Origin of the sequence: Cupriavidus metallidurans CH34 (assembly GCF_000196015.1) — a bacterium.
In the GTDB taxonomy this organism is placed as follows: domain Bacteria; phylum Pseudomonadota; class Gammaproteobacteria; order Burkholderiales; family Burkholderiaceae; genus Cupriavidus; species Cupriavidus metallidurans.
Window position 1 is genome coordinate 1,114,698 of record NC_007973.1, and the last position, 22,313, is coordinate 1,137,010.

Consider the following 22,313-nt stretch of genomic DNA (forward strand, 5'->3'; position numbering starts at 1 on the left):
ATCATGAGACTGACCACCAAAGGCCGTTTCGCGGTAACCGCCATGATCGACTTGGCCATGCGCCAGGATCAGGGTCCTGTCACCCTGGCAGGCATCAGTCAACGTCAGAAGATCTCCCTGTCGTACCTGGAACAGCTGTTCGGCAAGCTGCGCCGCCACGAAATCGTGGAGAGCGTGCGTGGCCCGGGCGGCGGGTACAGTCTCGCCCGCAAGGCCGAGGACGTCACGGTGGCGGACATCATCATCGCCGTGGACGAACCGCTCGATGCGACGCAGTGCGGGGGAAAAGGCAATTGTAACGGAGATGACGGCAGCGGACGCTGCATGACCCACGAACTGTGGGCCACGCTGAACCAGAAGATGGTTGAGTATCTCGACTCCGTCTCCCTGAAGAATCTGGTCGACCAGCAGCGCGCCCGCCAGCCGGCGGTGCTGCACGACATGCGCGAAGACGCCGCGCAGCAGCCGGTCGCCGTGTCCCGTGGCAAGGCGGACAAGCAGGAAAAGCCGGCACGCCCCCGCGTGGTCAATTCGGTATTCAGCCTCGCGCAGTCCTGAGCAGGGATTTCGCGGCTGCAGTAAACTATCGGTAGACATTAAGCGATTAGCTGTACCTATAAGGCAGTCATAACGATGAGCACCACCCCACATTTCCCGATCTACATGGATTACTCGGCAACGACGCCGGTGGACCCGCGCGTGGCCGACAAGATGATTCCGTACCTGCGCGAGCAGTTCGGTAATCCGGCGTCGCGTAGCCACGCGTATGGCTGGGACGCCGAGCGCGCCGTGGAAGAGGCGCGCGAGCAGGTGGCCGCGCTGGTCGACGCCGATCCGCGCGAAATCGTCTGGACGTCGGGCGCGACCGAGTCGGACAACCTCGCCATCAAGGGCGCGGCGAATTTCTACTCGGGCAAGGGCAAGCACATCATCACCGTGAAGACCGAGCACAAGGCCGTGCTCGATACCACGCGCGAACTGGAGCGTCAGGGCTTCGAGGTGACGTACCTCGACGTCAAGGATGACGGCCTGATCGACATGGATGTGTTCAAGCAGGCGATTCGCCCGGACACGATCCTGGTGTCGGTGATGCTCGTGAACAATGAGATTGGTGTGATCCAGGACGTCGAGCAGATCGGTGAGATCTGCCGCGAGAAGGGCATCATCTTCCATTGCGACGCCGCGCAGGCGACCGGCAAGGTGACCATCGACCTGAGCACGCTGAAGTGCGACCTGATGTCGTTCTCGGCCCACAAGACCTATGGTCCGAAGGGCATCGGCGCGCTGTATGTTCGCCGCAAGCCGCGCGTGCGCATCGAAGCGCAAATGCACGGCGGCGGTCACGAGCGTGGCATGCGTTCGGGCACGCTGGCCCCGCACCAGATCGTCGGCATGGGCGAGGCATTCCGTCTGGCCCGCGAGGAAATGGCCACGGAAAACGAACGTATCCGGATGCTGCGCGACCGCCTGTGGAATGGTCTGTCGAGCATGGAAGAGGTGTATCTGAACGGTTCGATGGAACACCGCGTGCCGCACAACCTCAACGTCAGCTTCAACTTCGTCGAGGGTGAGTCGCTGATCATGGCGATCAAGGATGTGGCCGTGTCGTCGGGTTCGGCCTGCACGTCGGCTTCGCTGGAGCCGTCGTACGTGCTGCGCGCCCTTGGGCGCAATGACGAACTGGCGCACAGCTCGATCCGTTTCACCGTGGGCCGCTTCACGACCGAAGCCGAAATCGACTACACCGTCGAACTGCTCAAGAACAAGATCGGCAAGCTGCGCGACCTGTCGCCGCTGTGGGAAATGTTCAAGGACGGCGTCGACCTGAATTCGATCCAGTGGGCCGCGCACTGATTGCGGCACACGTAAAAAGAACAACCCCATTAAAAGATTGATTAGAGGTAGCCAAAATGTCTTACAGCAACAAGGTTCTCGACCACTATGAAAATCCGCGTAACGTCGGTTCGTTCGACAAGAACGACGACGCGGTGGGTACCGGCATGGTCGGCGCCCCGGCCTGCGGCGACGTGATGAAGCTGCAGATCAAGGTGAACGAGGCGGGCGTGATCGAGGACGCCAAGTTCAAGACCTATGGTTGTGGTTCGGCGATCGCCTCGTCGTCGCTGGTGACCGAGTGGGTCAAGGGCAAGACCGTGGACCAGGCGCTGGAGATCAAGAACACCCAGATCGCCGAGGAACTGGCTCTGCCGCCGGTGAAGATCCACTGCTCGATCCTCGCCGAGGACGCCATCAAGGCGGCCGTCGATGATTACAAGAAGAAGCACCCGGGCGCCGAGCAGAAGGCTGCCTGATCCGGCGTAGACGGTTTGCATGACCGCGCGTGGCAAGTGGGTCGCGCGCGGTGTTCGACAGCAAGGCAAAGATGATCTCAATGACCGAAAAGGCGGCCAAGCACGTCGCCCGATACCTGGAACGCCGCGGCAAGGGCGTGGGCCTGCGCGTGGGCGTGAAGACGACTGGCTGTTCGGGTCTGGCGTACAAGCTTGAGTACGTCGATGAAGTGCTGCCCGAAGACCAGGTGTTCGAAACGCACGGCATCAAGGTGATCGTGGACCCGAAGAGCCTGCCGTACATCGACGGCACCGAGCTGGATTTCGCACGCGAAGGGTTGAACGAAGGCTTCAAGTTCAACAACCCCAACGTCAAGGACGAGTGCGGCTGCGGCGAGTCGTTCCGGGTCTGACGGCTTTTGCCGCGAGGCATGCAACAGGGGGCGGCATAGCCGCTCCTTTTTGTTGGGGAAGCTCTTGAAAGACGATTTTTTTGCGCTGTTCGGGCTGCCTGCCCGTTATGAAGTGGACGAGGCCGCGCTGGACGCGGCCTATCGCACGGTCCAGTCGCAGGCACACCCGGACCGTTTCGCCAATGCGGGCGATGCCGAGCGGCGCGTGGCCATGCAGTGGGCCGCGCATGCCAACGAGGCATACCGGACGCTGCGCCAGCCGCTCAAGCGCGCGATCTATCTTCTGCATCTGCGGGGCGTCGATATCCAGGCCGAGAGCAATACGGCCATGGCACCCGAATTCCTGATGCAGCAGATGGAATGGCGCGAGGCGCTGCAGGATGCCGTCGACGGCCGCGCGGTGGATCAGCTGGATCGCCTGCTGCGCGATCTGCGTCAGGAAAAGCTCGAACGCCATGCGGCGCTTGGCGCGCTGCTTGATGCAGACGACAACGGCGCCGCTGGCGAGGCGGCACGACAGCTAATGTTTATCGAGAAGATCGAACACGACGCGAGCGAGGCGATCGATCGTCTCGAGGAATAAAGAAATACCATGGCACTGCTCCAGATTTCCGAACCCGGCATGTCGCCGGCGCCCCATCAGCGCCGATTGGCCGTGGGTATCGACCTTGGCACCACCAACTCGCTGGTGGCCGCCGTGCGCAACAGCATTCCCGAAGTCCTGCCCGACGAGCACGGCCGCGCGCTGCTGCCGTCCGTGGTGCGTTATTTGCCGAATGGCAACGCGCATATCGGCTACAAGGCCCAGGACGAGGCCGTGCGCGACCCCAAGAACACGATCATTTCGGTCAAGCGCTTCATGGGCCGTGGCGTGCGCGACGTGGCCAATATCGAGCACAGCCTGTACGACTTTGTCGATGCGCCGGGCATGGTCCAGCTGAAGACCGCCGCCGGCATCAAGAGCCCGGTGGAAGTCTCGGCCGAGATCCTGGCCACGCTGCGCCAACGCGCGGAAGACTCGCTTGGTGATGAACTGGTCGGTGCCGTGATCACTGTGCCGGCGTACTTCGACGATGCGCAGCGTCAAGCCACCAAGGATGCCGCTCAACTGGCGGGCCTCGAGGTGCTGCGCCTGCTCAACGAGCCGACCGCCGCCGCGATTGCCTACGGTCTCGACAACGCCGCGGAAGGCATCTACGCCGTATATGACCTGGGCGGCGGCACCTTTGACATCTCGGTGCTCAAGCTGACCAAGGGTGTGTTCGAAGTGATGTCGACGGGCGGAGATTCGGCGCTCGGTGGCGACGACTTCGACCAGCGCCTGCTGTGCTGGATCGTCGAGCAGGTCGGTCTGCAACCCTTGTCTGCCGAAGACTCGCGTCTGCTGATGGTGCGCGCCCGCGCGGCGAAGGAAGCGCTGTCGTCCAGTGACAGCACGGTGATTGACGCCGTGCTGACGAGCGGCGAGATCGTGCATCTCACGCTGGATGCCGATACCTTCATACAGATCACCGCCAATCTGGTGCAGAAGACGCTGACGCCGGTACGCAAGGCGCTGCGTGACGCCGGTGTCGGTCCCGAGGACGTGAAGGGCGTGGTCCTGGTGGGCGGCGCCACGAGAATGCCGGCAATCCGCAAGGCGGTGGGTGACTACTTCGGTCAGCAGCCGCTGACCAACCTCGATCCGGACCGGGTTGTGGCGCTGGGCGCGGCCATGCAGGCCAACCTGCTGGCCGGCAACCATGCGCCGGGCGAGGATTGGCTGCTGCTCGACGTGATCCCGCTCTCGCTGGGCGTGGAAACGATGGGTGGGCTGGTCGAGAAGATCGTCCCGCGCAACAGCACGATTCCCGTGGCGCGCGCGCAGGAGTTCACCACGTTCAAGGACGGCCAGACCGCAATGGCGATTCACGTGCTGCAAGGCGAGCGCGAGCTGGCCAGCGACTGCCGTTCGCTGGCGCGCTTCGAACTGCGCGGCATTCCGCCGATGGTGGCCGGCGCGGCGCGTATCCGCGTGACCTACCAGGTGGATGCTGACGGCCTGCTGTCAGTGTCGGCCCGCGAGACCGGTTCCGGGGTGGAAGCATCGGTGTCGGTCAAGCCTTCGTATGGCCTGGCCGATGACGATATCGCCCGCATGTTGCAGGAGAGCTTCCAGGAAGCCGAGCACGACATGAAGAACCGCGCGCTGGCCGAGGAACGCGTGGAAGCCGCGCGTCTGGTGGAAGCCACCACGCGTGCGCTCGAAACCGACGGCAACCTGCTGTCCGCCGACGAGCGTGCCGCAGTCGACGAGTTGATGGCCAATGTGAGCGAAATCGCCAAGGGCGAGGACCATCGCGCGATCAAGGCGGCGGTCGAACGCCTCTCGCAAGGCACCGACGAGTTTGCCGCACGCCGCATGGACCGCTCGATCAAGAGCGCGCTGGCCGGCAAGAAGGTTCAGGAAATCGGCTGAAGGCGGCGCTACCCGCGCCGCGGAAAGACAACAGGATAGAAATGCCACAGATCATCGTATTGCCCCACGTCGAGTTGTGTCCCGAAGGGGCTGTCTTCGAAGCCAACACCGGCACGAGCGTCTGCGACGCGTTGCTTGCCAATGGCATTGAGATCGAGCATGCGTGCGAGAAGTCGTGCGCCTGCACCACCTGCCACGTGATCGTGCGCGAGGGTTTCAATTCGCTCGAAGACGCCGAAGAAAAGGAAGAAGACCTGCTCGACAAGGCATGGGGTCTCGAGCCGAATTCACGCCTGTCGTGCCAGGCGCTGGTGGCGGACGACGACCTGACCGTCGAGATTCCGAAGTACACGATCAACCATGCCAAGGAAGGCCACTGAGCCTGACGCCCGGAGTTTCCTCATGAAATGGACTGATACCTACGATATCGCCGCCGCGCTGTACGACAAATTTCCGGAGGTCGATCCGCTGACGGTGCGCTTCACGCAACTGCGCCAGTGGGTGCTCGAACTCGACGACTTTAGCGATCTGCCCGAGCGTTCGGGCGAGAAGATCCTGGAGGCGATTCAGGCAGCGTGGATCGAGGAAGCGCAGTAAGCCTGCGTGACCTTTGAGAAAAAAGCACGGTGATCATGCCGTGCTTTTTTGTTTTCCGCGTCAGAAGCGGTAGCCGATACCGCCCATGATGATGTCCGTGTCCCGGTCATAGCCGGTCACCGTCCGGTTCCACGACAGGCGTGCTGACCATTGCTGGTTGATCCGGTAACTGGCCGACATCGTCATCAGCCCCGACCACCGCGACGGTGTCTCGGGTGCGGCCTGGCCGTGATCGCTCAGGTCGATCGCGTAGTAGGGCCCGGCGCCAACGCCCAGCGTCAGCTTGTCGTTGAAGAATGCGCGCTCCACCCACAACTGCGCGGCCACGCCATTGCGGCGCAATGCGGCGTTCTGGCCTTCATTGATATAGCTCACCGTGCCTGACAGGTAGCGGCTCAGGCCGCGCCGGTATTCGATCGCTTTGGCGAACGACGTTTCCGAATTGAACGTGTTCACGATGGTCCCGCCCAGGAAGACGGTGAATTCATTCTGCGTGACGTTATTCGTGCGAGACGGGGGCGGCACCACGGGTCCGCCGCGATCGCCACGATCGAGCTGGTAGCCCACGCCGAGCAGCAGCGTATTGGTCTTGATGCTCGACCGCGTCTGCGCGCGGTTGTATCGCGCCTGCACCATCCACGGGCCGCCGTTGACATACCAGGTGGCTGACAAGCTGGCCAATGCGCCCCAGCCGTGGTCGTTGTCGGAGCCATTGCCTGAGCTTCGGCTGGTGGTGTCGAAATAGCGATAGGGGCCAATACCGACGGCGACGTTGAAATTCCGGTCAGCAAATGGATAGCGCCACCAGAGCTGAACGCTGTGACCATCGCGATGGTGGTCGGGGATATGGCCTTCGTTCAGGTAGGAGAACGATGCGTACCAGTTCTCGGACAGATTGTGCTGGTAGCTGTAGGTGTAGCCGTAGCTGGATTCACCACCCTGGTCGGAGCGTTGCAAGCCTCCTAGTACAAGCACCTCCTGTCCGTGGACGGGTGTCATCCACGCGGTGGCGCTCAACAACAGGACTGATATGCGTAGACGGTGCGACAGAAAAGACAGAACTTCAGACAACAACATTACAAGTGGCCAGCAAAGAAATCGGGCCATCTTAACAATGAGGGCCGGCAAAAAGCCAGCCCCTGGTTCAAGGTTGCGCCAGATCAGAGTCTTGCTGATTGGCTTGAACGCGCTGCTGTCAGCCCGTCACCAGCACACCACGCTCGAGGTGCACGCGCTGTCCAACTTCCACACCCGGAGGGTTCTGGTAAGTGAACGTGCGGCGCGAGCCGTCGTCCATCTGCACGCTGACGCGGTAGGACTTGTTCGTGTTCAGCTTCTTCTCGGCATAGTTGCCGCCGAAGCCGCCGGCTGCCGCGCCCGCGACAGTCCCCAGTATGCGGCCATTGCCGCTGCCGATCTGGTTGCCGAGCAGGCCGCCCACTACCGCACCACCCACCGCGCCAAGACCGGAGGTCGGCTTTTCAGATTCCACCGCTTGCACGCCGGTTACATGGCCAGCCGTATGGCTGGCCCGTGCGGCGGTATTCGGCTCGGTCTGCGACGGTTGTTGTTGTTGTTGTTGTTGTTGTTGTTGCTGCTGCTGCTGCTGGGCAGGCGCCTGTGGCATTGCGTTTTGGGCGTACTGCCTGTCATAGGCCGGCGGGCGTGTGGTCGAGCCGGGTGCAGGTGTTTGCGTCTCCGCTTGCGTGGCGGGTTGCGCGTTGTACTGTGCCGCGGTGGGCTCGGTGCCACCTTGGTTGGCCTTGCTGATCGGCAGCACACCCGTGATCGCTGCCACGGCCGCGAGGCTGGCAACGACGATCGACACAGCCGCCGCGCCAATCAGCGGATTCAGGCGGCGTTGGGTCGGCAAGGAGGGGAGGGTTTCCGGACCAGACATTTGCTTGTTCTCCAGGTCACCGCATGCGCAGTGGATAGTTTTAAGTTTGGCCGATACCGGGGCGCATTACCGTTCGTTTTTGTAAGCATCTGTAGTCGAAAAAATGCTTGGCAATCAATGGCTTATATCTGTGCTCGATCATCGTTGACGACCACGTTGTAACAATCGGGCACGCGATGTGCAGTGGCCGGGCGCCCCAACAAAGCAAAAGCCCCGCGTGGGCGGGGCTCTCGTTCAAGGTCATATTCTCACCGGCCGGTGGGACCGGCCTTGAGAATCAGTCCTCGCGGCGCAGGTGCGGGAACAGGATTACGTCGCGGATGTTCGGGCTGTCGGTCAGCAGCATCACCAGGCGGTCGATGCCGATACCGCAGCCGCCTGTCGGAGGCATGCCGTACTCGAGCGCGCGGATGTAATCGGCGTCGAAGTACATCGCTTCCTCGTCGCCCGCATCCTTCTGCTCGACCTGCTTGCGGAAACGTTCGGCCTGGTCTTCCGGGTCGTTAAGCTCGGAGAAGCCGTTGGCGATCTCGCGGCCCGTGATGAACAGTTCGAAGCGTTCGGTAATGCCCGGCTGCGTGTCCGAGCCGCGCGCCAGCGGCGATACCTCGACCGGGTAGTCGACGATGTAGGTCGGTTCCCAGAGTTGCGCTTCGGCGGTTTCCTCGAAGAGCACCAGTTGCAGCGTGCCCAGGCCGGCGTTCAGGAACTGCGGCGCGCTGGTATTGATCTTGAACTTGTTCTTGAGCTCGGCGCGCAGGAAGTCGGCATCGGCAAGCTGCGCGTCGGTGTATTCCGGCGCGTACTTCTGGATCGCCCCGCAGATCGTCAGGCGATGGAACGGCTTGGACAGATCAAGTTCGCGGCCCTGGTACGTCACCGTGGCGCTGCCACGCGCGTCAATTGCGGCCTGACGGATCAGGTTCTCGGTGAAGTCCATCAGCCAACGGTAATCCGTGTAGGCCGCGTAGAACTCCATCATCGTGAACTCGGGGTTGTGGCGCGGGCTCACCCCTTCGTTACGGAAGTTGCGGTTGATTTCGAACACGCGCTCGAAGCCGCCGACGATCAGGCGCTTCAGATAGAGCTCGGGCGCGATGCGCATGAACATCTGCATGTCCAGTGCGTTGTGGTGCGTGATGAACGGCTTGGCCGCCGCGCCACCCGGAATCGGGTGCAGCATCGGCGTTTCCACTTCCATAAAGCCGGCATCGGCCATATGGCGGCGGATCGACGAGATGGCCTGGGTGCGGGCGCGGAACGTGCTGCGCGTTTCCGGCGAGACGATCAGGTCCACATAGCGCTGGCGGTATTTGGTTTCCTGGTCGGCCAGGCCATGGAACTTGTCCGGCAGGGGACGCAGTGCCTTCGACAGCAGGCGCAGTTCGCGCACCTGCACCGACAACTCGCCCTTGTTCGTGCGGAACAGTTCTCCGCGCGCGCTGATGATGTCGCCGAGGTCCCAGTGCTTGAACGCGGCATAGACGTCTTCACCGACCTTGTCGCGCGTGATGTAGAACTGGATCTGGCCGCTGCCGTCCTGGACCGTGGCGAAGCTGGCCTTGCCCATCACGCGCTTGAGCATCATGCGTCCGGCGATGGACACTTCCACGGGGCTGGCTTCCAGCGTGGCCTGGTCCGTTTCGCCATACTGCGCGTGCAGCGCGCCGGCCTGGTGCGTCGGCTGGAAATCGTTGGGGAAGGCCACGCCTTGCTGGCGCAGGGCCTGCAGTTTCTCGCGCCGCTCGGCGATGATCTTGTTCTCATCTACGGCAAGCCCTTCGGTGGTGGGCGTGGCGGCTTGGGCGCGGGTCGGTTCGGTCATGATGTGAGGTTCGATCGCGCGGCGCGGAGCGTCGCGCGGGTTCGGTTCAATGTATCGGTTCAGTATTTGCGGATGTCGTCGAGTTCGGTGGTGCCGAAATCGGGACGGGCCAGATAGGCCACGATGCGCCGGGCGGTATCGTCAGGCGAGGCGAGCTGTTCGTTGTCCTTGAGGTCGCGGAAGCGTTGCACCTGGGCGAAATCCGCGCCGCGGATGGTTTCCTGCATTCCGGTATCCACCACGCCCGGCGCCAGCGCCACGGCGCGCAAGGTGCGCGGCTCGGGCACGCTCGCGTACTCGGTGTTCACCGAGCGGATGAACATGTCCAGGCCAGCCTTGCCGGCGCAGTAGGCAGACCACCCCGGTACGGGGTTGCGCGCGGCGCCCGACGAGATTGCCAGCACCTTGCGCGGGCAATCGAAGCGCACCGTATGTTCGATGAACGCACCGGTCATGGTCATCGGCGTGACCAGGTTGGTCTGCAGATGCGGCACCAGCGTGCTGTCATGCAGTTGCGTGATCGGACCGATCGGCTCGACGACCCCGGCGTTCAGGATCAGGGTGATGCTGGCGGGCGCCTCTTCCACGGCATCGAGCACGCTCGCCAGCCAGCCGGCCGACGGGCCAGGCTGCGACAGATCCTGCAGATGCCAGGCCACGCGCACGCCGCTGGCCGTAGCCTCGGCCTCGAGCTCGGGGTTGCGGCTGCGCGCCACGCCGATTACGCGGTTGCCGGGTACCAGCAGCGCGCGAACCAGGGCGGCCCCCAGGCCGCGCGAGGCGCCGGTGACGATGTAGAGATGGGTGGAGCGGGGCGTTCCGGTGGTCATGTGAGTGGACCTTGTTCAGTGAGATGGCATCGGAATCACCGCGCAGGCCCCGAGTTTGTCCGGGGACATTGCGCGGCGACGTCTATCTGCAATCTTCGGCAGAAATTGCCAGGACCTGAGTATCAGGCGTCTGGATTACAACCCCTGTTTCAGGCTGGCCTCGATGAACGGGTCGAGGTCACCATCCAGCACCTTCTGGGTGTTGGACATTTCCACGTTGGTGCGCAGGTCCTTGATACGGCTCTGGTCCAGCACGTACGAGCGGATCTGGTGGCCCCAGCCCACGTCCGTCTTGCCGGCTTCGAGCTTGTCGGCTTCCGCCTGACGCTTGCGCATTTCATGCTCGTACAGGCGCGACTTCAGCATGGACATGGCCTCGGCGCGGTTGCGGTGCTGCGAACGGTCGTTCTGGCACTGCACGACGATGCCGGTAGGCATGTGCGTAATCCGCACGGCGGAGTCGGTCTTGTTGATGTGCTGACCACCGGCACCCGACGCGCGGTAGGTATCCACGCGCAGATCGGCCGGGTTGACCTCCACCTCGAACGAATCATCCACCTCGGGGTAGACGAAGACCGACGAGAACGACGTATGGCGCCCGCCCGACGAATCGAACGGCGACTTCCGCACCAGGCGATGCACACCGGTTTCCGTGCGCAGGTAGCCGAACGCGTATTCGCCCTCGACCTTGATCGTCGCGCTCTTGATGCCGGCTACGTCGCCTTCGGATTCTTCCAGCACTTCGGCCTTGAAACCCTTGCGCTCGCAGTACTTCAGGTACTGGCGCAGCAGCATCGACGCCCAGTCGCAGGCCTCGGTGCCGCCGGCGCCCGCCTGGATGTCGATGAACGCATTGGCCTGGTCCATCTCGCCCGAGAACATGCGGCGGAACTCCATGTCCGCCACCAGGGCCTCGAAGCCAGAGACGTCGGCCTCGATGGATTCGAGTGTCTCGTCGTCGCCTTCCTCGCGGGCAAGCTCGAACAGCTCGTCCGTGCCGTTGAGGTCGTCGGTCAGCTTGCCGAGTACCTGCACGACGCCTTCCAGCGCCTTCTTTTCCTTGCCCAGGTCCTGGGCTCGCTTGGGGTTGTTCCAGACGTCGGGGTCTTCGAGCAACCCGTTGACTTCATCCAGCCGGTTTACTTTGACATCGTAGTCAAAGATACCCCCGTAGATCTTCCGTCCGGGAACGGAGATCGGAGATTGCACCGGAGATAGCGTTCAGGCGTTCTGCTTCCATGTTGTAGTGTTCTTGCGCTTCAAAACCGGGAATTATAGCGGATTGACGGGGCAAATCCGGGGTGGGGCGGACAGTTCTCGCAACGAAAATGCGAACCGTTCGCGCAGCGAACGGTCTATTCGCGGAGCCTTCTCGCCGCTTCGGCGACAATAACGCCCGAACCGCGCCCACCCCGGCGCCATTTTTCAGGAGTAATTCCGGCGCATGAATCGAACGCACCACGCCAATCTGCAGACCCGCCGCCGTGCCCTGGGCGCGCTCGGCAGCCTCGCCGCGATTTCCCTGTCCGCCCTGCTGGCAGCCTGCGGCACCACGCCGACCGAGCCGGCTCCGGACGGCTTCTACCGCGTCGAGCGTGGCGATACGCTGTATTCGATCGCGCGCCGGAACAAGCGCTCGGTGTCCGAACTGGCACGCTGGAACAATATGTCGAACACCAACCAGATCGAGGTTGGGCAACTGATTCGCGTTCGTCCGCCCGGCGGGGCCTCCACATCGGCGGCGACGACGCCGCAGTCCGACAAGCCCGCGCGTCCCGTCCAGGACATGCCGTCCGCCAAGCCGCCGGCCAGTTCGATCAGCCTGCAATGGCCAGCCGATGGCCGTGTCTCGGGCCGTTTCGCGCCGCCGGCGGAGAAGGGAATGCGCATCGAGGTACCGGCTGGCGGCAAGGTCCGCGCGGCCGCGCCGGGCTGGGCGATTCACGTCGGCACGCTGCGTGGCTACGGCATGTTGGTCATCGTCAAGCACAACGACGACTGGCTGACCGTCTACGGCAACCTGGACAAGCCGCTGGTCAAGGAGGGCGATCGCGTTACCGCTGGTCAGGAGATTGGCAGCATGGCGCAGGCCGCCGAACTGCATTTCGAGGTGCGCGGCAACGGTCGGCCGCTCAATCCGGCGAATTATCTGCCTTCTCGGGGCTAGGGGGTAAGAGCCGCCTGTTAGGCGGTTCGCTTCCCTCTCCCACAGGCGGCAGAGGAGAAAACAAGCGGCTGCCCTTACTGCGCGTGCTCGATCACCAGTTGCACCCGGGTCATTCCGTTGAATGTGTTGTTGTCGAGCCGGTAAGCCACCATCGCGCTGGCGCCATCAAGCGCATCGGCATGGTTGAACCAGATGGCGTCGAAGCGCTGGCTGCCCCGACCGAGCTGGAGTTTCAGGTGCTTGCCCTTGAGCACGGTCTGGCGCAATACGTCGAACTCGCCGCAGAACGTTGGTGCCGGGAAACCCTGGCCCCAGACCTGACCTTCCAGCAGGGTGACGAATTCCGGGCTGAAGCACGCATCCTCGATATCGCCATCAGTCTCGATCACACGCGCCAATTGGTCATCGGTCAGCCATTCGCGGCCAACTTCCTCAAACGCGCTGACAAAGGTGTCGAAGTCCTTGGCGCGCACGGTCAAACCGGCCGCCATCGCGTGTCCGCCGAACTTGACCAGCAGTCCCGGGTGGCGCTTCGACACCAGATCCAGCGCGTCGCGCAGGTGAAAACCGGGGATCGATCGCCCTGAACCCTTGATGTGCTCCTCGTCGCCGGGCGCGAACGTGATGGTCGGGCGGTGGAATTTTTCCTTGAGCCGCGATGCGACGATGCCGATCACGCCCTGGTGCCACGTGTCATGGAACACGCTGACGGTGTGACGCGATGTCGGGTCCAGCCCGGCTAGCGGCTGTTCGAGGATCTGAAGTGCTTCCTGCTGCATTCCAGCCTCGATATCGCGCCGCTCGCGGTTCATGCCGTCCAGTTCCTGGGCGATTTCCCAGGCGCGATTGGCGTCGTCGGTCAGCAGGCACTCGATGCCGAGCGACATATCCGCCAGCCGGCCCGCCGCATTCAGACGCGGGCCCAGGCCGAAGCCGAGGTCGAACGTGTTTGCGCGCGAGGCTTCGCGGCCGGCGGCACGGAACAGTGCCGCCACGCCGGGATGCATCCGTCCTGCGCGCATGCGCTTCAGCCCCTGGGCCACCAGAATCCGGTTGTTCGTGTCCAGTTTGACCACGTCGGCCACCGTGCCCAGCGCCACGAGGTCCAGCAGGGTTTGCAGCGGCGGCTGGGTGGCCTGGGTGTACACGCCGCGGCGGCGCAACTCGGCGCGCAGGGCCAGCAGCACATAGAACATCACCCCGACACCCGCCAGGTTCTTGCTCGGGAACTCGCATCCCGGTTGGTTCGGGTTCACGATCACCGCAGCCTCGGGCAACGTCTCGCCGGGCAGGTGGTGGTCGGTCACCACGACGTCGATGCCGCGTGCGTTGGCGGCCGCCACGCCGTCGACGCTGGCGATGCCGTTGTCGACCGTGACGATCACGTCAGGATGTTGCCGGGCCGCCAGTTCGACGATCTCCGGCGTCAGCCCGTAGCCGTACTCGAAGCGGTTCGGCACGATGTAGTCGACGCGCGCGCCCAGCATGCGCAGCCCGCGCACGCCCACCGCGCAGGCCGTGGCGCCATCGCAATCGTAGTCAGCCACGATCAGCAGCTTGCGATTCGCGGCAATCGCGTCGGCCAGGTACTCGGCCGCATGGCCGATGCCTTTCATGCTGGCCGGCGGCGCCAGTTCGGGCAGGTCCGTGGCCAGTTCGGAGGGTTGGGCTACGCCGCGCGCGGACAGGATGCGCGCCAGCGTCGGATGCAGACCCGAGGCCGCCAGGGCCTTTGCGTGTTCGTCGGAGAAGGAGCGGATGGCAATCCGGGTCATGTGGCGTTCGCGTTCGAATTCGTCAATGTGATGTCAGGCCGCCGGGTCAGGAGACCATGGCCAGGTCGGACAGCAGGGCGCGCCAGTCTCCGCGCGAGCCCAGCCCGCGCCAGAACTTGCGCAGGTCGGCCCGTGTGACGGTGAACTCGGCAAAGTGGTTTTCGCCGCCGAGCACCAGCGTCACGGCCTGAATCCGGCCCTCGCCGAGCGCGTCCAGCACCGGCGCGAACCATTCGGCGTCGAGCGTGTGCATCCGCTCCAGCCACAGCCCCCAGTCCGCAGCGATATGGGCCTCGGTGGCGCTGTCGAGCAGCGTCATGACCGAGCCATCGGTATCGGCGATGTCGGCGAAGCGGGCCGGCTGCGGCCCCAGGCGGCTGCCACCGGCCAGGCCCAGCCCGGCCAGGAACGGATCGTCGGTCAGCACCGTGTCGGCCAGCTTGCGCGCCGCGTTGGCCCTGCCGCCGCCGTGCAGCCACACGGAATTGACGGTCAACCGTCCTTCGGCTTCGCGCGCCTCGTTCACCGGGTGCCCGTGCCAGGTCATCTGGATTTCGTTCTGCAGGCGGCGCCAGTCGCGCGCTTTCGGGCCAGCCTGCATCCAGATATCGATATTGCGGCCCGTGGCGCGCACCGGCGTGGTCGCGGTCAGGTCCCCGAACATGCCATCGGGGATGTACCAGCGGGCGGGGTGGGGGGTATCGATCGTGATGCCTGCCTCGTCCAGCAGACCGGCGATGGCGGCGTGCAGGGCGGCTGTCTCGTCGGGGCGGATGTCGAGCTGATCCGGGTGCATCAGCACCAGGTGATCCCGCGCGGCATGGATGTGGACTGGCTGCAGGCAGGCCCAGCCGCCTTCCCCGGCGGCCTGCGTGGGGGGCGGGGTGGCGCCGCGGTGGTCCGCCAGCCGCATGAAGGGCGCAGTCGGCACTCGCGTGGTATCCAGCCCGGCCCGTCCGGCCAGCCAGCGCTCCTGCGGCAGGGTGCGCAGGTAGGGATCGTCGTGCGTCTCGCGAGGGCCGGGGGTGGCGCGCGTCAGCAACTTTCCGAGCGCCGGCAACTCCAACTGCCGCAACAGCGCACCGGGCACGACATCGTCCGAGGCGTCGTCGCCGGCACCGGGCGGGACGGAAAAAGGCACAATCAGGGTCAGGTGCGTCATCATGGTTGGCGAGATTGTAAACTCCCGGCTGGCCGGCGCCAGTTTCCCGTGACCGGATAACCGATAAACTGCCGTCGGCGCTTTTCCTCGAACAACAGGACTCCTCTTGAACTTTCCTTACGAATGGCAGATCGGCTGGCGCTACACCCGCGCGAGCAAGCGCGCCAGCCGCAATACGTTCATTTCATTCATTTCGATGATTTCGATGATGGGCATCGCGCTTGGCGTGGCCGCCCTGATCGTCGTGCTCTCGGTCATGAACGGCTTCCAGAAGGAAGTGCGCGATCGGATGCTGTCGGTGCTGTCGCACATCGAAGTCATCGGCGCCGCGCCGCTGACGGACTGGCAGAAGACGGCCGCCGAGGCCCTGCGCAACAAGGAAGTGGTGGGCGCCGCGCCGTATGTGGCGGCCCAGGCCATGATGACGCGGGAAGACGTGGTGCGCGGCGTGCTGCTGCGCGGCGTGGACCCCGCCGAAGAGCCCAAGGTGTCGGATATCGCCAACCAATTTCGCGCCGGCAGCATGAACGCGCTGGCGCCGGGTGGGTTCGGCATCGCACTCGGCAGTGAACTGGCCAATGCACTGGGCGTGCGCGTGGGCGACAAGGTGATGCTGGTGGTGCCGCAAGGCACGATCACGCCGGCCGGAATGCTGCCGCGCCTCAAGCAGTTCACCGTGGCCGGCGTGTTCTCGTCGGGTCACTACGAGTTCGATAGCGCGCTGGCGCTGATCAACATCGGCGATGCGGAAACGCTGTTCCGCCAGAGCGGACCCACGGGCGTGCGACTGAAACTGCAGGACATGCAGCGCGCGCCGCAGGTGGCCCAGGAGCTGGCGGGCACCATGAGCGGCGACCTCTACCTGCGCGACTGGTCGAAGCAGAACCGCAACTGGTTCGCCGCCGTGCAGACCGAAAAGCGCATGATGTTCATCATCCTGACGCTGATCATCGCCGTGGCCGCGTTCAACCTGGTGTCCACGCTGGTCATGACCGTGACTGACAAGCAGGCCGACATCGCGATCCTGCGCACGATGGGCGCCCAGCCGCGCTCGATCATGAAGATCTTCATCGTTCAAGGCGTGGCCATCGGCTTCATCGGCACCTTGCTCGGCGTATTGGGCGGCACGCTGATCGCCACCAATATCGACGTGATCGTGCCTTTCATCGAGCGGATCCTGCATGTGCAGTTCCTGCCCAAGGACATCTACTTCATTAGCGAATTGCCTTCGGACCCGCGCATGAACGACATCGCTACCATCGGTATCATTTCCTTCGTGCTGGCGTCGCTGGCCACGATCTACCCGAGCTGGCGCGCCTCGCGCGTGAACCCGGCGGAGGCGCTGCGCTATGAGTGATACGACGCTGCTCCCCGAAGCCTCATTCCAGGCCGGCACCCAAGGCCCTGGCACGCCAACCGGCACGCCGGTCCTGCTGGGCGAGGGCCTGACCAAGCGTTTCAAACAGGGCGGCCTGGACGTCGAAGTCCTGCGTGGCGTCGATGTGCGCGTTGACGCTGGCGAGAAGGTGGCCATCGTCGGTGCTTCCGGTTCGGGCAAATCGACACTGCTGCACGTGCTGGGCGGGCTCGACAACCCCGACGCCGGCCGCGTGGCGCTGCTGGGCAAGCCGTTCACGGCGCTGCGCGAGAAGCAGCGCAATATCGTGCGCAACCGCTCGCTGGGCTTCGTCTATCAGTTTCACCATCTGCTGCCGGAGTTTACGGCGCTCGACAACGTGGCGATGCCAATGCGCATCCGCGGCCTGAGCGAGCCCGCCGCGCGCGCCGAGGCGCAGGCCGTTCTTGAGCGCGTGGGGCTTGGCGGCCGCTCGAAGCACCGCCCCGGCGAACTCTCGGGCGGCGAGCGCCAGCGCGTGGCAATTGCCCGCGCGCTGGTCGGAAAGCCGGCCTGCGTGCTGGCCGACGAGCCGACCGGCAACCTTGACGACCACACGGCAGGCGGCGTGTACGACCTGATGCTGGAGCTGTCACGCACGCTGGGCACGAGCTTCGTGATCGTCACCCACGACCTCGACCTGGCTGGCCGTTGCGACCGCGTGCTGCGGCTGCGCGACGGTCACTTGCATCAAGAGCGTTGAGCGCCGGTAGCCAGCCCACAGTCTTCCCTTCGCTATCATTCAGCCCCCGCCATGTGGATCGACACGCACTGCCACCTCGACGCCAGCGAGTTCGATGCCGACCGGGCTGACGTCACGGACGCGGCTGCGGCTGCCGGTGTGACCGGCATTGTGTTGCCGGCCGTGGCAGTGGCGAACTTCGACGTGGTGCGTGGGCTGGCGCATACCGACCCACGCTGTGTCTATGCGCTCGGCATCCACCCGCTGTACTCGCGGGCCGCCGGGCAGGCCGATCTCGATGAACTGCGCCGCCAGGTGACGGCGTCGATCGACGATCCGCGCCTCGTTGCCATTGGCGAAATCGGGCTCGACTTCTTCGTGCCTGGGCTCGACGCCGCCCATCAAACCTGGCTGTACGCGGAGCAGTTGAAGATCGCGCGCGACTTCGACCTGCCCGTGCTGCTGCACGTGCGCAAGTCGCAGGACCAGATCCTGGCGCAACTGCGTCGCGCGGGCGTGCGGCAGGGTATCGCCCATGCGTTCAACGGCAGTCACGATCAGGCGCACCATTACGTGACCCACGGCATGAAGCTCGGATTCGGCGGCAACGTGACGTTTTCCCGCGCGCGGCAGATCCGCCGCCTGGCCGCCGAATTGCCGATCGAGTCGATCGTGCTGGAAACGGACGCGCCCGATATCGCGCCCGCCTGGCTTTCTGACGATCAGTTCGGCGAGCAGCACAAGGCCCGCAACACGCCTGCGGAAGTGGTGGGCGTGGCGCGCGTCATGGCCGAGCTGCGCGGCGTCTCGGAACGAGAGCTTGCCGACACCATGTGGCGCAATTCCGTGGCCGCGCTGCCAAGACTGGCGGCGTTCGCGGATGTCATGGCCCCTCGCTAGGCGGCCCTCAGCGCTCCGCGCGCAGATTTAACCTTCTGACACACCAACGTATCGCTCGGTCACGTTTCCCAGCTGTCAATCGCAGTACAAATAAGCCCTTCAGCAATCAGATGCGGGGGCGTGCCTTGCTATGCGTGCAGTGCTGCTCGCGTTCGTGGTGGGCTGCTGGTGGTTGCAGCAGCAGGCGGCACTGCCGGGGCCATGGGATTGGGTCGTTTGGGGGTGTTTTGCGCTGGTTGGACTGTTTGGGGTTTGGGGGGTGCGCGGGCGTGGGGCGCGGTGGGTAGTCTGGGCTCGATGGTTGGTGAGCCTGTCAATCGCGGCAATCGTGGGGTTGGGTTGGTCGGCGTGGCGGGCGGACATGCGGCTCGGTGCCTGGCTGGACCCGTCACTGGCAGGGCGTGATCAAATCATCGACGGTGTTGTCAGCGGATTGCCGGACGCGGCCCCGCACGGCACGCGGTTCCTGTTCACGGTGGAGAGCGGGGCGTCGGGTGGCGTGGCGATGGGAGATCGCCACGCAGGGGTGGCGCCACTGTCAACAGCGCCATTGCCGCCCAGGGTATTGCTGACGTGGCGAGATCCGCCGGAGGTGCTGCAGCCCGGCCAGCGCCATCGGTTGACGGTCCGTCTGCGCAGACCGCGCGGTCTCGCGAATCCGCATGGTTTCGACTATGGCTACTGGCTGCTTGCCGAAGGCATCGGGGCGACGGGCTATGTACGCCACGGTCAGTTGCTGAATCGTGATGCCGCGATGCCGTTGTCGATCCGGATCACGCAGTGGCGGGCCGGATTGCGTGACCGCTTGTGGGCGGCGTTGCCATCCGATGCGCAATACCGGGCAGTGCTCGTCGCGCTGGTGATCGGTGATCAGCGGGGCATTGGGCAGGCGGACTGGGATGTGTTCCGGCGCACCGGCATCTCCCATCTGGTCAGCATCTCCGGGCTGCACATCACGATGATATCGGGGGCAGTTGCGGCGCTCGCGGGCATGCTTTGGCGCCATTCGTTCGGCATCGGACGCAAGCTCCGGCGGCCGCTGCCGCTGATCTGGCCCGCGCAGAAGGTGGCGATGGTGGTAGCGGTGCAGACGGCGCTCGGCTACGGGCTGATTGCGGGCATGCAGATCCCGGCGCTGCGCACGGTATCGATGCTGATGGTCGCTGCCGTGGCGCTGTGGAGCGGGCGGATGCCACCGCCGACGGTAGTGCTCGCCTGGGCGGCGGGGATCGCGGTAGCCATCGACCCATGGGCGGTGATGTCACCGGGCTTCTGGCTGTCATTTGGCGCGGTGGCGGTGATCTTCCTGGGCGCGCGGGGCGACGGCAGTGGGGATGGAGGGGCGGTGGAGGAGCGGCAGGCGGATCCGAAAAGCTGTGTGAGCCGCTGTGTGAGCCGCTGGGTGAGTCGGATTGGCGGCGTGGCTGCCGAGGCGGCGCGCACGCAATGGTCGGTGACTATCGGGCTCGTACCGTTGACGCTTCTGCTGTTCGGGCAGGTCTCGGTGGTATCCGTGTTCGCCAATGCCGTGGCGATCCCGGTGGTTAGTCTGCTTGTTACGCCGCTGGCGCTTGCTGGCGCGGTGTTGCCGCCTGGCTGGGCTGCGCCGCTGCTGTGGATCGCCCACAAAGCGCTGGAGTGGTTGGTTGGGGGACTCGCGTGGCTGGCCGCGCCCGCGTGGGCAGTATGGGAGGCCGCGCACCCGGGTCCGGTGGCGACCGGGCTGGCATTGGCTGGTGTCTACGTCCTGCTCATCCCCCGTCCGTCGGATGCGAAAGGTGCCAGGCGAGTGCAGATCGTGCCGCGCTGGTTGGGCGTGCTGCTGATGGTGCCGATGCTCTCGGCCGGGCCCGAGCCGGTGGAGGAAGGGGAAATGCGTGTGACAGCGCTCGACGTCGGGCAGGGTGCAGCCGTGCTTGTGGAAACGCGCCGTCACGTGCTGCTCTACGACACTGGGCCTTCGTATGTGTCGGGTGCCAGCGCAGGTGGTCAGGTGATCGTGCCTTATCTCCGCGCGACCGGGGTGCGGCATCTGGACATGCTGATGGTCAGCCATGAGCATGACGACCACGCGGGCGGCGTTGAAGCCGTGCTGCAGGCCGTGCCGGTAGCGCGGGGGCTGACGGCGGAAGGACCTGGGAACAAGCCACTGCCAGGCTTGCTGCAGGGGCGCGCGTGGCAGCCGTGTCTGGATGGCGTTGCGTGGCGTTGGGATGGCGTGGACTTTGAGGTCCTGCACCCGACGGAAGAGGGTCTGGCGCGCCAGCGCTTGTCGGCCAACGCCCGGAGTTGTGTGCTCCGCGTGGCAACGGCGCAGCGCAGCCTGCTGCTGACCGGCGACATTGGTGTATCGGAGGAGCGGCGGCTGATCGATAGCGAACTAGGTGAGCGATTGCGTGCGGATTTCCTGCTGGTGCCGCATCACGGCAGTGGCACGTCTTCACATGCGGCATTCCTGCGGGCTGTACAACCCGAAGTGGCGGTGTTTCAGCTTGGCTTCGCGAACCGGCACAGGCATCCGCGTGAAGATGTCTGGCGGCGGTACGCGCGTGCGGGCGCGGCGCGGTATCGCACCGATGAAACCGGCGCGGTGTCGATCGTCACGGGCGGCGGCGACTACGTGGTGACGTCGTTCCGTCAGCAACAGCGCCGTTATTGGCGAGACGCGCCGCCCGCGCCACGGTGAGCGGCGGGCTTGGTCGTCTTGTTGGCAGGGCTGTCGGACTTAGTCGGGCGACGCGCCGCCCGGCTCGGTTTGATTGACTGTGATGTCGCCTCGGATGCAGTTGTGGCCGAGGCCGCTGCTGGGGTCTTGCCCAGCGGCGCCGGATCGGCACCCGCAATCCGGCGCTCGCGCAGATGTGCCTTGGCTCGCTGCAGGCCTGCGGCGACCGAGTCGGCACGATCTAGCGCCACGCCTGCGGCCAGCACGTCGCCGAGCACGAGATGGCAGATGCGCGAAGTCATGGGCGTATAGACCTCGCTGTCCTCTTCGACGTCGGAGAAGACGCAGACGTCCGCAAGGCGGGCGAGCGGTGATCCGCTATGGGTCAGCGCCAGCACGCTGGCGCCGCTGCTGCGTGCCAGAGTGGCGGCGGTGAGCATGTCCCATGTGCGGCCGCTGTTGGACACCAGCACGGCGACATCGCCCGGACGCAGCAGCGCTGCGGACATGCTGAACACGTGCGGGTCCGAGTAAGCCGTGGTGGGAATGCCCAGGCGGAAGAATTTGTGCTGGATGTCGAGCGCAACGATGCCCGAGTTGCCGCAGCCATAAAACTCGATGCGGCGCGCCCCGGCCAGTAGCCGGATACCGTGCTCGATCTGGTCGGCGGACAGTGCGTTTCGCACGGACATCAGCGTGGCGATGGTGCGGTCGAACACCTTGCCGGCGATATCGGCGGGCCGATCGTCGGCTTCCACGTCCTGGTGAACGAAGGGCGTGCCACCCCCCACATTCTGTGCGAACTGAAGCTTGAACTCCTTGAAGCCGTCGTAGCCAAGCGCGGCGCAGAAGCGGGCGATCGTCGGCTGCGAGACGCCGGCCCGGTCCGCCAGTTCCGGCATGGTCAGTCGGATGACGCTCGCACCGTGTCGTGCCACGTAATCGGCCAGGCGGCGTTCGGACGGGCGTAGCGAGTCGTAGACGGCAAGGATTCTGTCGCGCATGGTGAGGGAGTGCGGGATCGTGCGTAAGGGTATTGGGGGGGCGCCGGTTGTGCCGGTGCCCCTGGGCTGGCTTCAGTGCAGCCTCGGTAATGTAGAGATTCTACACAGATTGCGAGGGTTGCCGGAAGGGTTTGCGCCGGGGGGTGTGCTCGGGATTTACCCGGATTTCCCATAGAATTGCCGCTTGCCCTGAGGCTCCTGTCTTCCGGTAGCGTGAATCTCATGGATATAATGTAGAAATTCTACAT

At 64.6% G+C, this 22,313-nt stretch carries 21 protein-coding genes; 13 read left to right on the plus strand and 8 right to left on the minus strand.

The features are described 5' to 3' along the window. Positions 1 to 3: 3 nt before the first annotated feature. The 8 genes from iscR (at position 4) to iscX (ending at position 5,759) form a co-directional block, all read left to right on the plus strand. Positions 4 to 558 (plus strand): Fe-S cluster assembly transcriptional regulator IscR, encoded by a 555-nt coding sequence (iscR, locus tag RMET_RS05150; protein WP_008649299.1) that lies wholly within the window; start codon positions 4 to 6, stop codon positions 556 to 558. 75 nt (positions 559 to 633) lie between these two features. Continuing rightward, a complete protein-coding gene (locus RMET_RS05155) occupies positions 634 to 1,854 on the plus strand; it encodes an IscS subfamily cysteine desulfurase (protein ID WP_011515819.1) in 1,221 nt (406 codons plus the stop codon). Positions 1,855 to 1,910: 56 nt separating this feature from the next. Continuing rightward, entirely contained in the window at positions 1,911 to 2,312 is a 402-nt protein-coding gene (gene iscU, locus RMET_RS05160) for a Fe-S cluster assembly scaffold IscU (RefSeq protein ID WP_008649297.1), read from the plus strand. A gap of 71 nt (positions 2,313 to 2,383) precedes the next feature. After that, positions 2,384 to 2,704: an iron-sulfur cluster assembly protein IscA gene (iscA, locus tag RMET_RS05165; RefSeq protein WP_008649296.1), complete on the plus strand. Its 321-nt coding sequence runs from the start codon at positions 2,384 to 2,386 to the stop codon at positions 2,702 to 2,704. Between the two features lie 64 nt (positions 2,705 to 2,768). Next, entirely contained in the window at positions 2,769 to 3,287 is a 519-nt protein-coding gene (hscB, locus tag RMET_RS05170; RefSeq protein ID WP_011515821.1) for a Fe-S protein assembly co-chaperone HscB, read from the plus strand. A 9-nt stretch (positions 3,288 to 3,296) separates the two neighbouring features. After that, the gene (hscA, locus tag RMET_RS05175; protein WP_011515822.1) at positions 3,297 to 5,162 is read left to right on the plus strand and encodes a Fe-S protein assembly chaperone HscA; all 1,866 of its coding nucleotides are present in this window, start codon (positions 3,297 to 3,299) and stop codon (positions 5,160 to 5,162) included. A 41-nt stretch (positions 5,163 to 5,203) separates the two neighbouring features. Then, on the plus strand, positions 5,204 to 5,542 hold the full coding sequence (gene fdx, locus RMET_RS05180) for an ISC system 2Fe-2S type ferredoxin (RefSeq protein WP_011515823.1): 339 nt from the start codon (positions 5,204 to 5,206) through the stop codon (positions 5,540 to 5,542). Positions 5,543 to 5,564: 22 nt separating this feature from the next. After that, positions 5,565 to 5,759 carry a Fe-S cluster assembly protein IscX gene (gene iscX, locus RMET_RS05185; RefSeq protein ID WP_008649279.1) on the plus strand — a complete coding sequence of 65 codons (195 nt, stop codon included), beginning with the start codon at positions 5,565 to 5,567 and terminating at the stop codon, positions 5,757 to 5,759. A gap of 60 nt (positions 5,760 to 5,819) precedes the next feature. On the opposite strand, the gene RMET_RS05190 is transcribed toward iscX, so the two are convergent. The 5 genes from RMET_RS05190 to prfB form a co-directional block, all read right to left on the minus strand. Continuing rightward, positions 5,820 to 6,716, minus strand: a complete 897-nt coding sequence (locus RMET_RS05190; RefSeq protein ID WP_017512714.1) for a hypothetical protein — start codon at positions 6,714 to 6,716, stop codon at positions 5,820 to 5,822. A gap of 238 nt (positions 6,717 to 6,954) precedes the next feature. After that, on the minus strand, positions 6,955 to 7,659 hold the full coding sequence (locus tag RMET_RS05195) for a glycine zipper 2TM domain-containing protein (protein WP_011515825.1): 705 nt from the start codon (positions 7,657 to 7,659) through the stop codon (positions 6,955 to 6,957). A 277-nt stretch (positions 7,660 to 7,936) separates the two neighbouring features. After that, the gene (lysS, locus tag RMET_RS05200; protein ID WP_011515826.1) at positions 7,937 to 9,484 is read right to left on the minus strand and encodes a lysine--tRNA ligase; all 1,548 of its coding nucleotides are present in this window, start codon (positions 9,482 to 9,484) and stop codon (positions 7,937 to 7,939) included. Positions 9,485 to 9,543: 59 nt separating this feature from the next. Next, positions 9,544 to 10,314: an SDR family oxidoreductase gene (locus tag RMET_RS05205; protein WP_008649271.1), complete on the minus strand. Its 771-nt coding sequence runs from the start codon at positions 10,312 to 10,314 to the stop codon at positions 9,544 to 9,546. A gap of 135 nt (positions 10,315 to 10,449) precedes the next feature. Next, a protein-coding gene (prfB, locus tag RMET_RS05210; protein ID WP_104669723.1) for a peptide chain release factor 2 occupies positions 10,450 to 11,554 on the minus strand; the annotation gives its coding sequence in 2 pieces (ribosomal slippage) (positions 10,450 to 11,472 and positions 11,474 to 11,554; 1,104 coding nt in all). Between the two features lie 204 nt (positions 11,555 to 11,758). On the opposite strand from prfB, the gene RMET_RS05215 reads away from it, so the two are divergent. Further along, entirely contained in the window at positions 11,759 to 12,481 is a 723-nt protein-coding gene (locus RMET_RS05215) for a M23 family metallopeptidase (RefSeq protein ID WP_011515828.1), read from the plus strand. Positions 12,482 to 12,555: 74 nt separating this feature from the next. On the opposite strand, the gene recJ is transcribed toward RMET_RS05215, so the two are convergent. Then, a complete protein-coding gene (gene recJ / locus RMET_RS05220) occupies positions 12,556 to 14,256 on the minus strand; it encodes a single-stranded-DNA-specific exonuclease RecJ (RefSeq protein ID WP_011515829.1) in 1,701 nt (566 codons plus the stop codon). A gap of 46 nt (positions 14,257 to 14,302) precedes the next feature. Then, positions 14,303 to 15,421: a hypothetical protein gene (locus RMET_RS05225; protein WP_011515830.1), complete on the minus strand. Its 1,119-nt coding sequence runs from the start codon at positions 15,419 to 15,421 to the stop codon at positions 14,303 to 14,305. A 103-nt stretch (positions 15,422 to 15,524) separates the two neighbouring features. Between RMET_RS05225 and RMET_RS05230 the strand changes: the two genes are divergently transcribed. The 4 genes from RMET_RS05230 (at position 15,525) to RMET_RS05245 (ending at position 21,082) form a co-directional block, all read left to right on the plus strand. After that, positions 15,525 to 16,775, plus strand: a complete 1,251-nt coding sequence (locus RMET_RS05230) for a lipoprotein-releasing ABC transporter permease subunit (RefSeq protein WP_011515831.1) — start codon at positions 15,525 to 15,527, stop codon at positions 16,773 to 16,775. Next, the gene (locus RMET_RS05235; RefSeq protein WP_011515832.1) at positions 16,768 to 17,517 is read left to right on the plus strand and encodes an ABC transporter ATP-binding protein; all 750 of its coding nucleotides are present in this window, start codon (positions 16,768 to 16,770) and stop codon (positions 17,515 to 17,517) included. The genes RMET_RS05230 and RMET_RS05235 overlap by 8 nt, the downstream gene beginning before the upstream one ends. A 51-nt stretch (positions 17,518 to 17,568) precedes the next feature. Next, on the plus strand, positions 17,569 to 18,396 hold the full coding sequence (locus RMET_RS05240) for a TatD family hydrolase (protein WP_011515833.1): 828 nt from the start codon (positions 17,569 to 17,571) through the stop codon (positions 18,394 to 18,396). Positions 18,397 to 18,526: 130 nt separating this feature from the next. Continuing rightward, positions 18,527 to 21,082 (plus strand): DNA internalization-related competence protein ComEC/Rec2, encoded by a 2,556-nt coding sequence (locus RMET_RS05245; protein WP_011515834.1) that lies wholly within the window; start codon positions 18,527 to 18,529, stop codon positions 21,080 to 21,082. Here the strand turns inward: RMET_RS05245 and RMET_RS05250 are convergent. Continuing rightward, on the minus strand, positions 21,049 to 22,065 hold the full coding sequence (locus RMET_RS05250; RefSeq protein WP_011515835.1) for a MurR/RpiR family transcriptional regulator: 1,017 nt from the start codon (positions 22,063 to 22,065) through the stop codon (positions 21,049 to 21,051). The genes RMET_RS05245 and RMET_RS05250 overlap by 34 nt on opposite strands. Between the last annotated feature and the right edge of the window lie 248 nt (positions 22,066 to 22,313).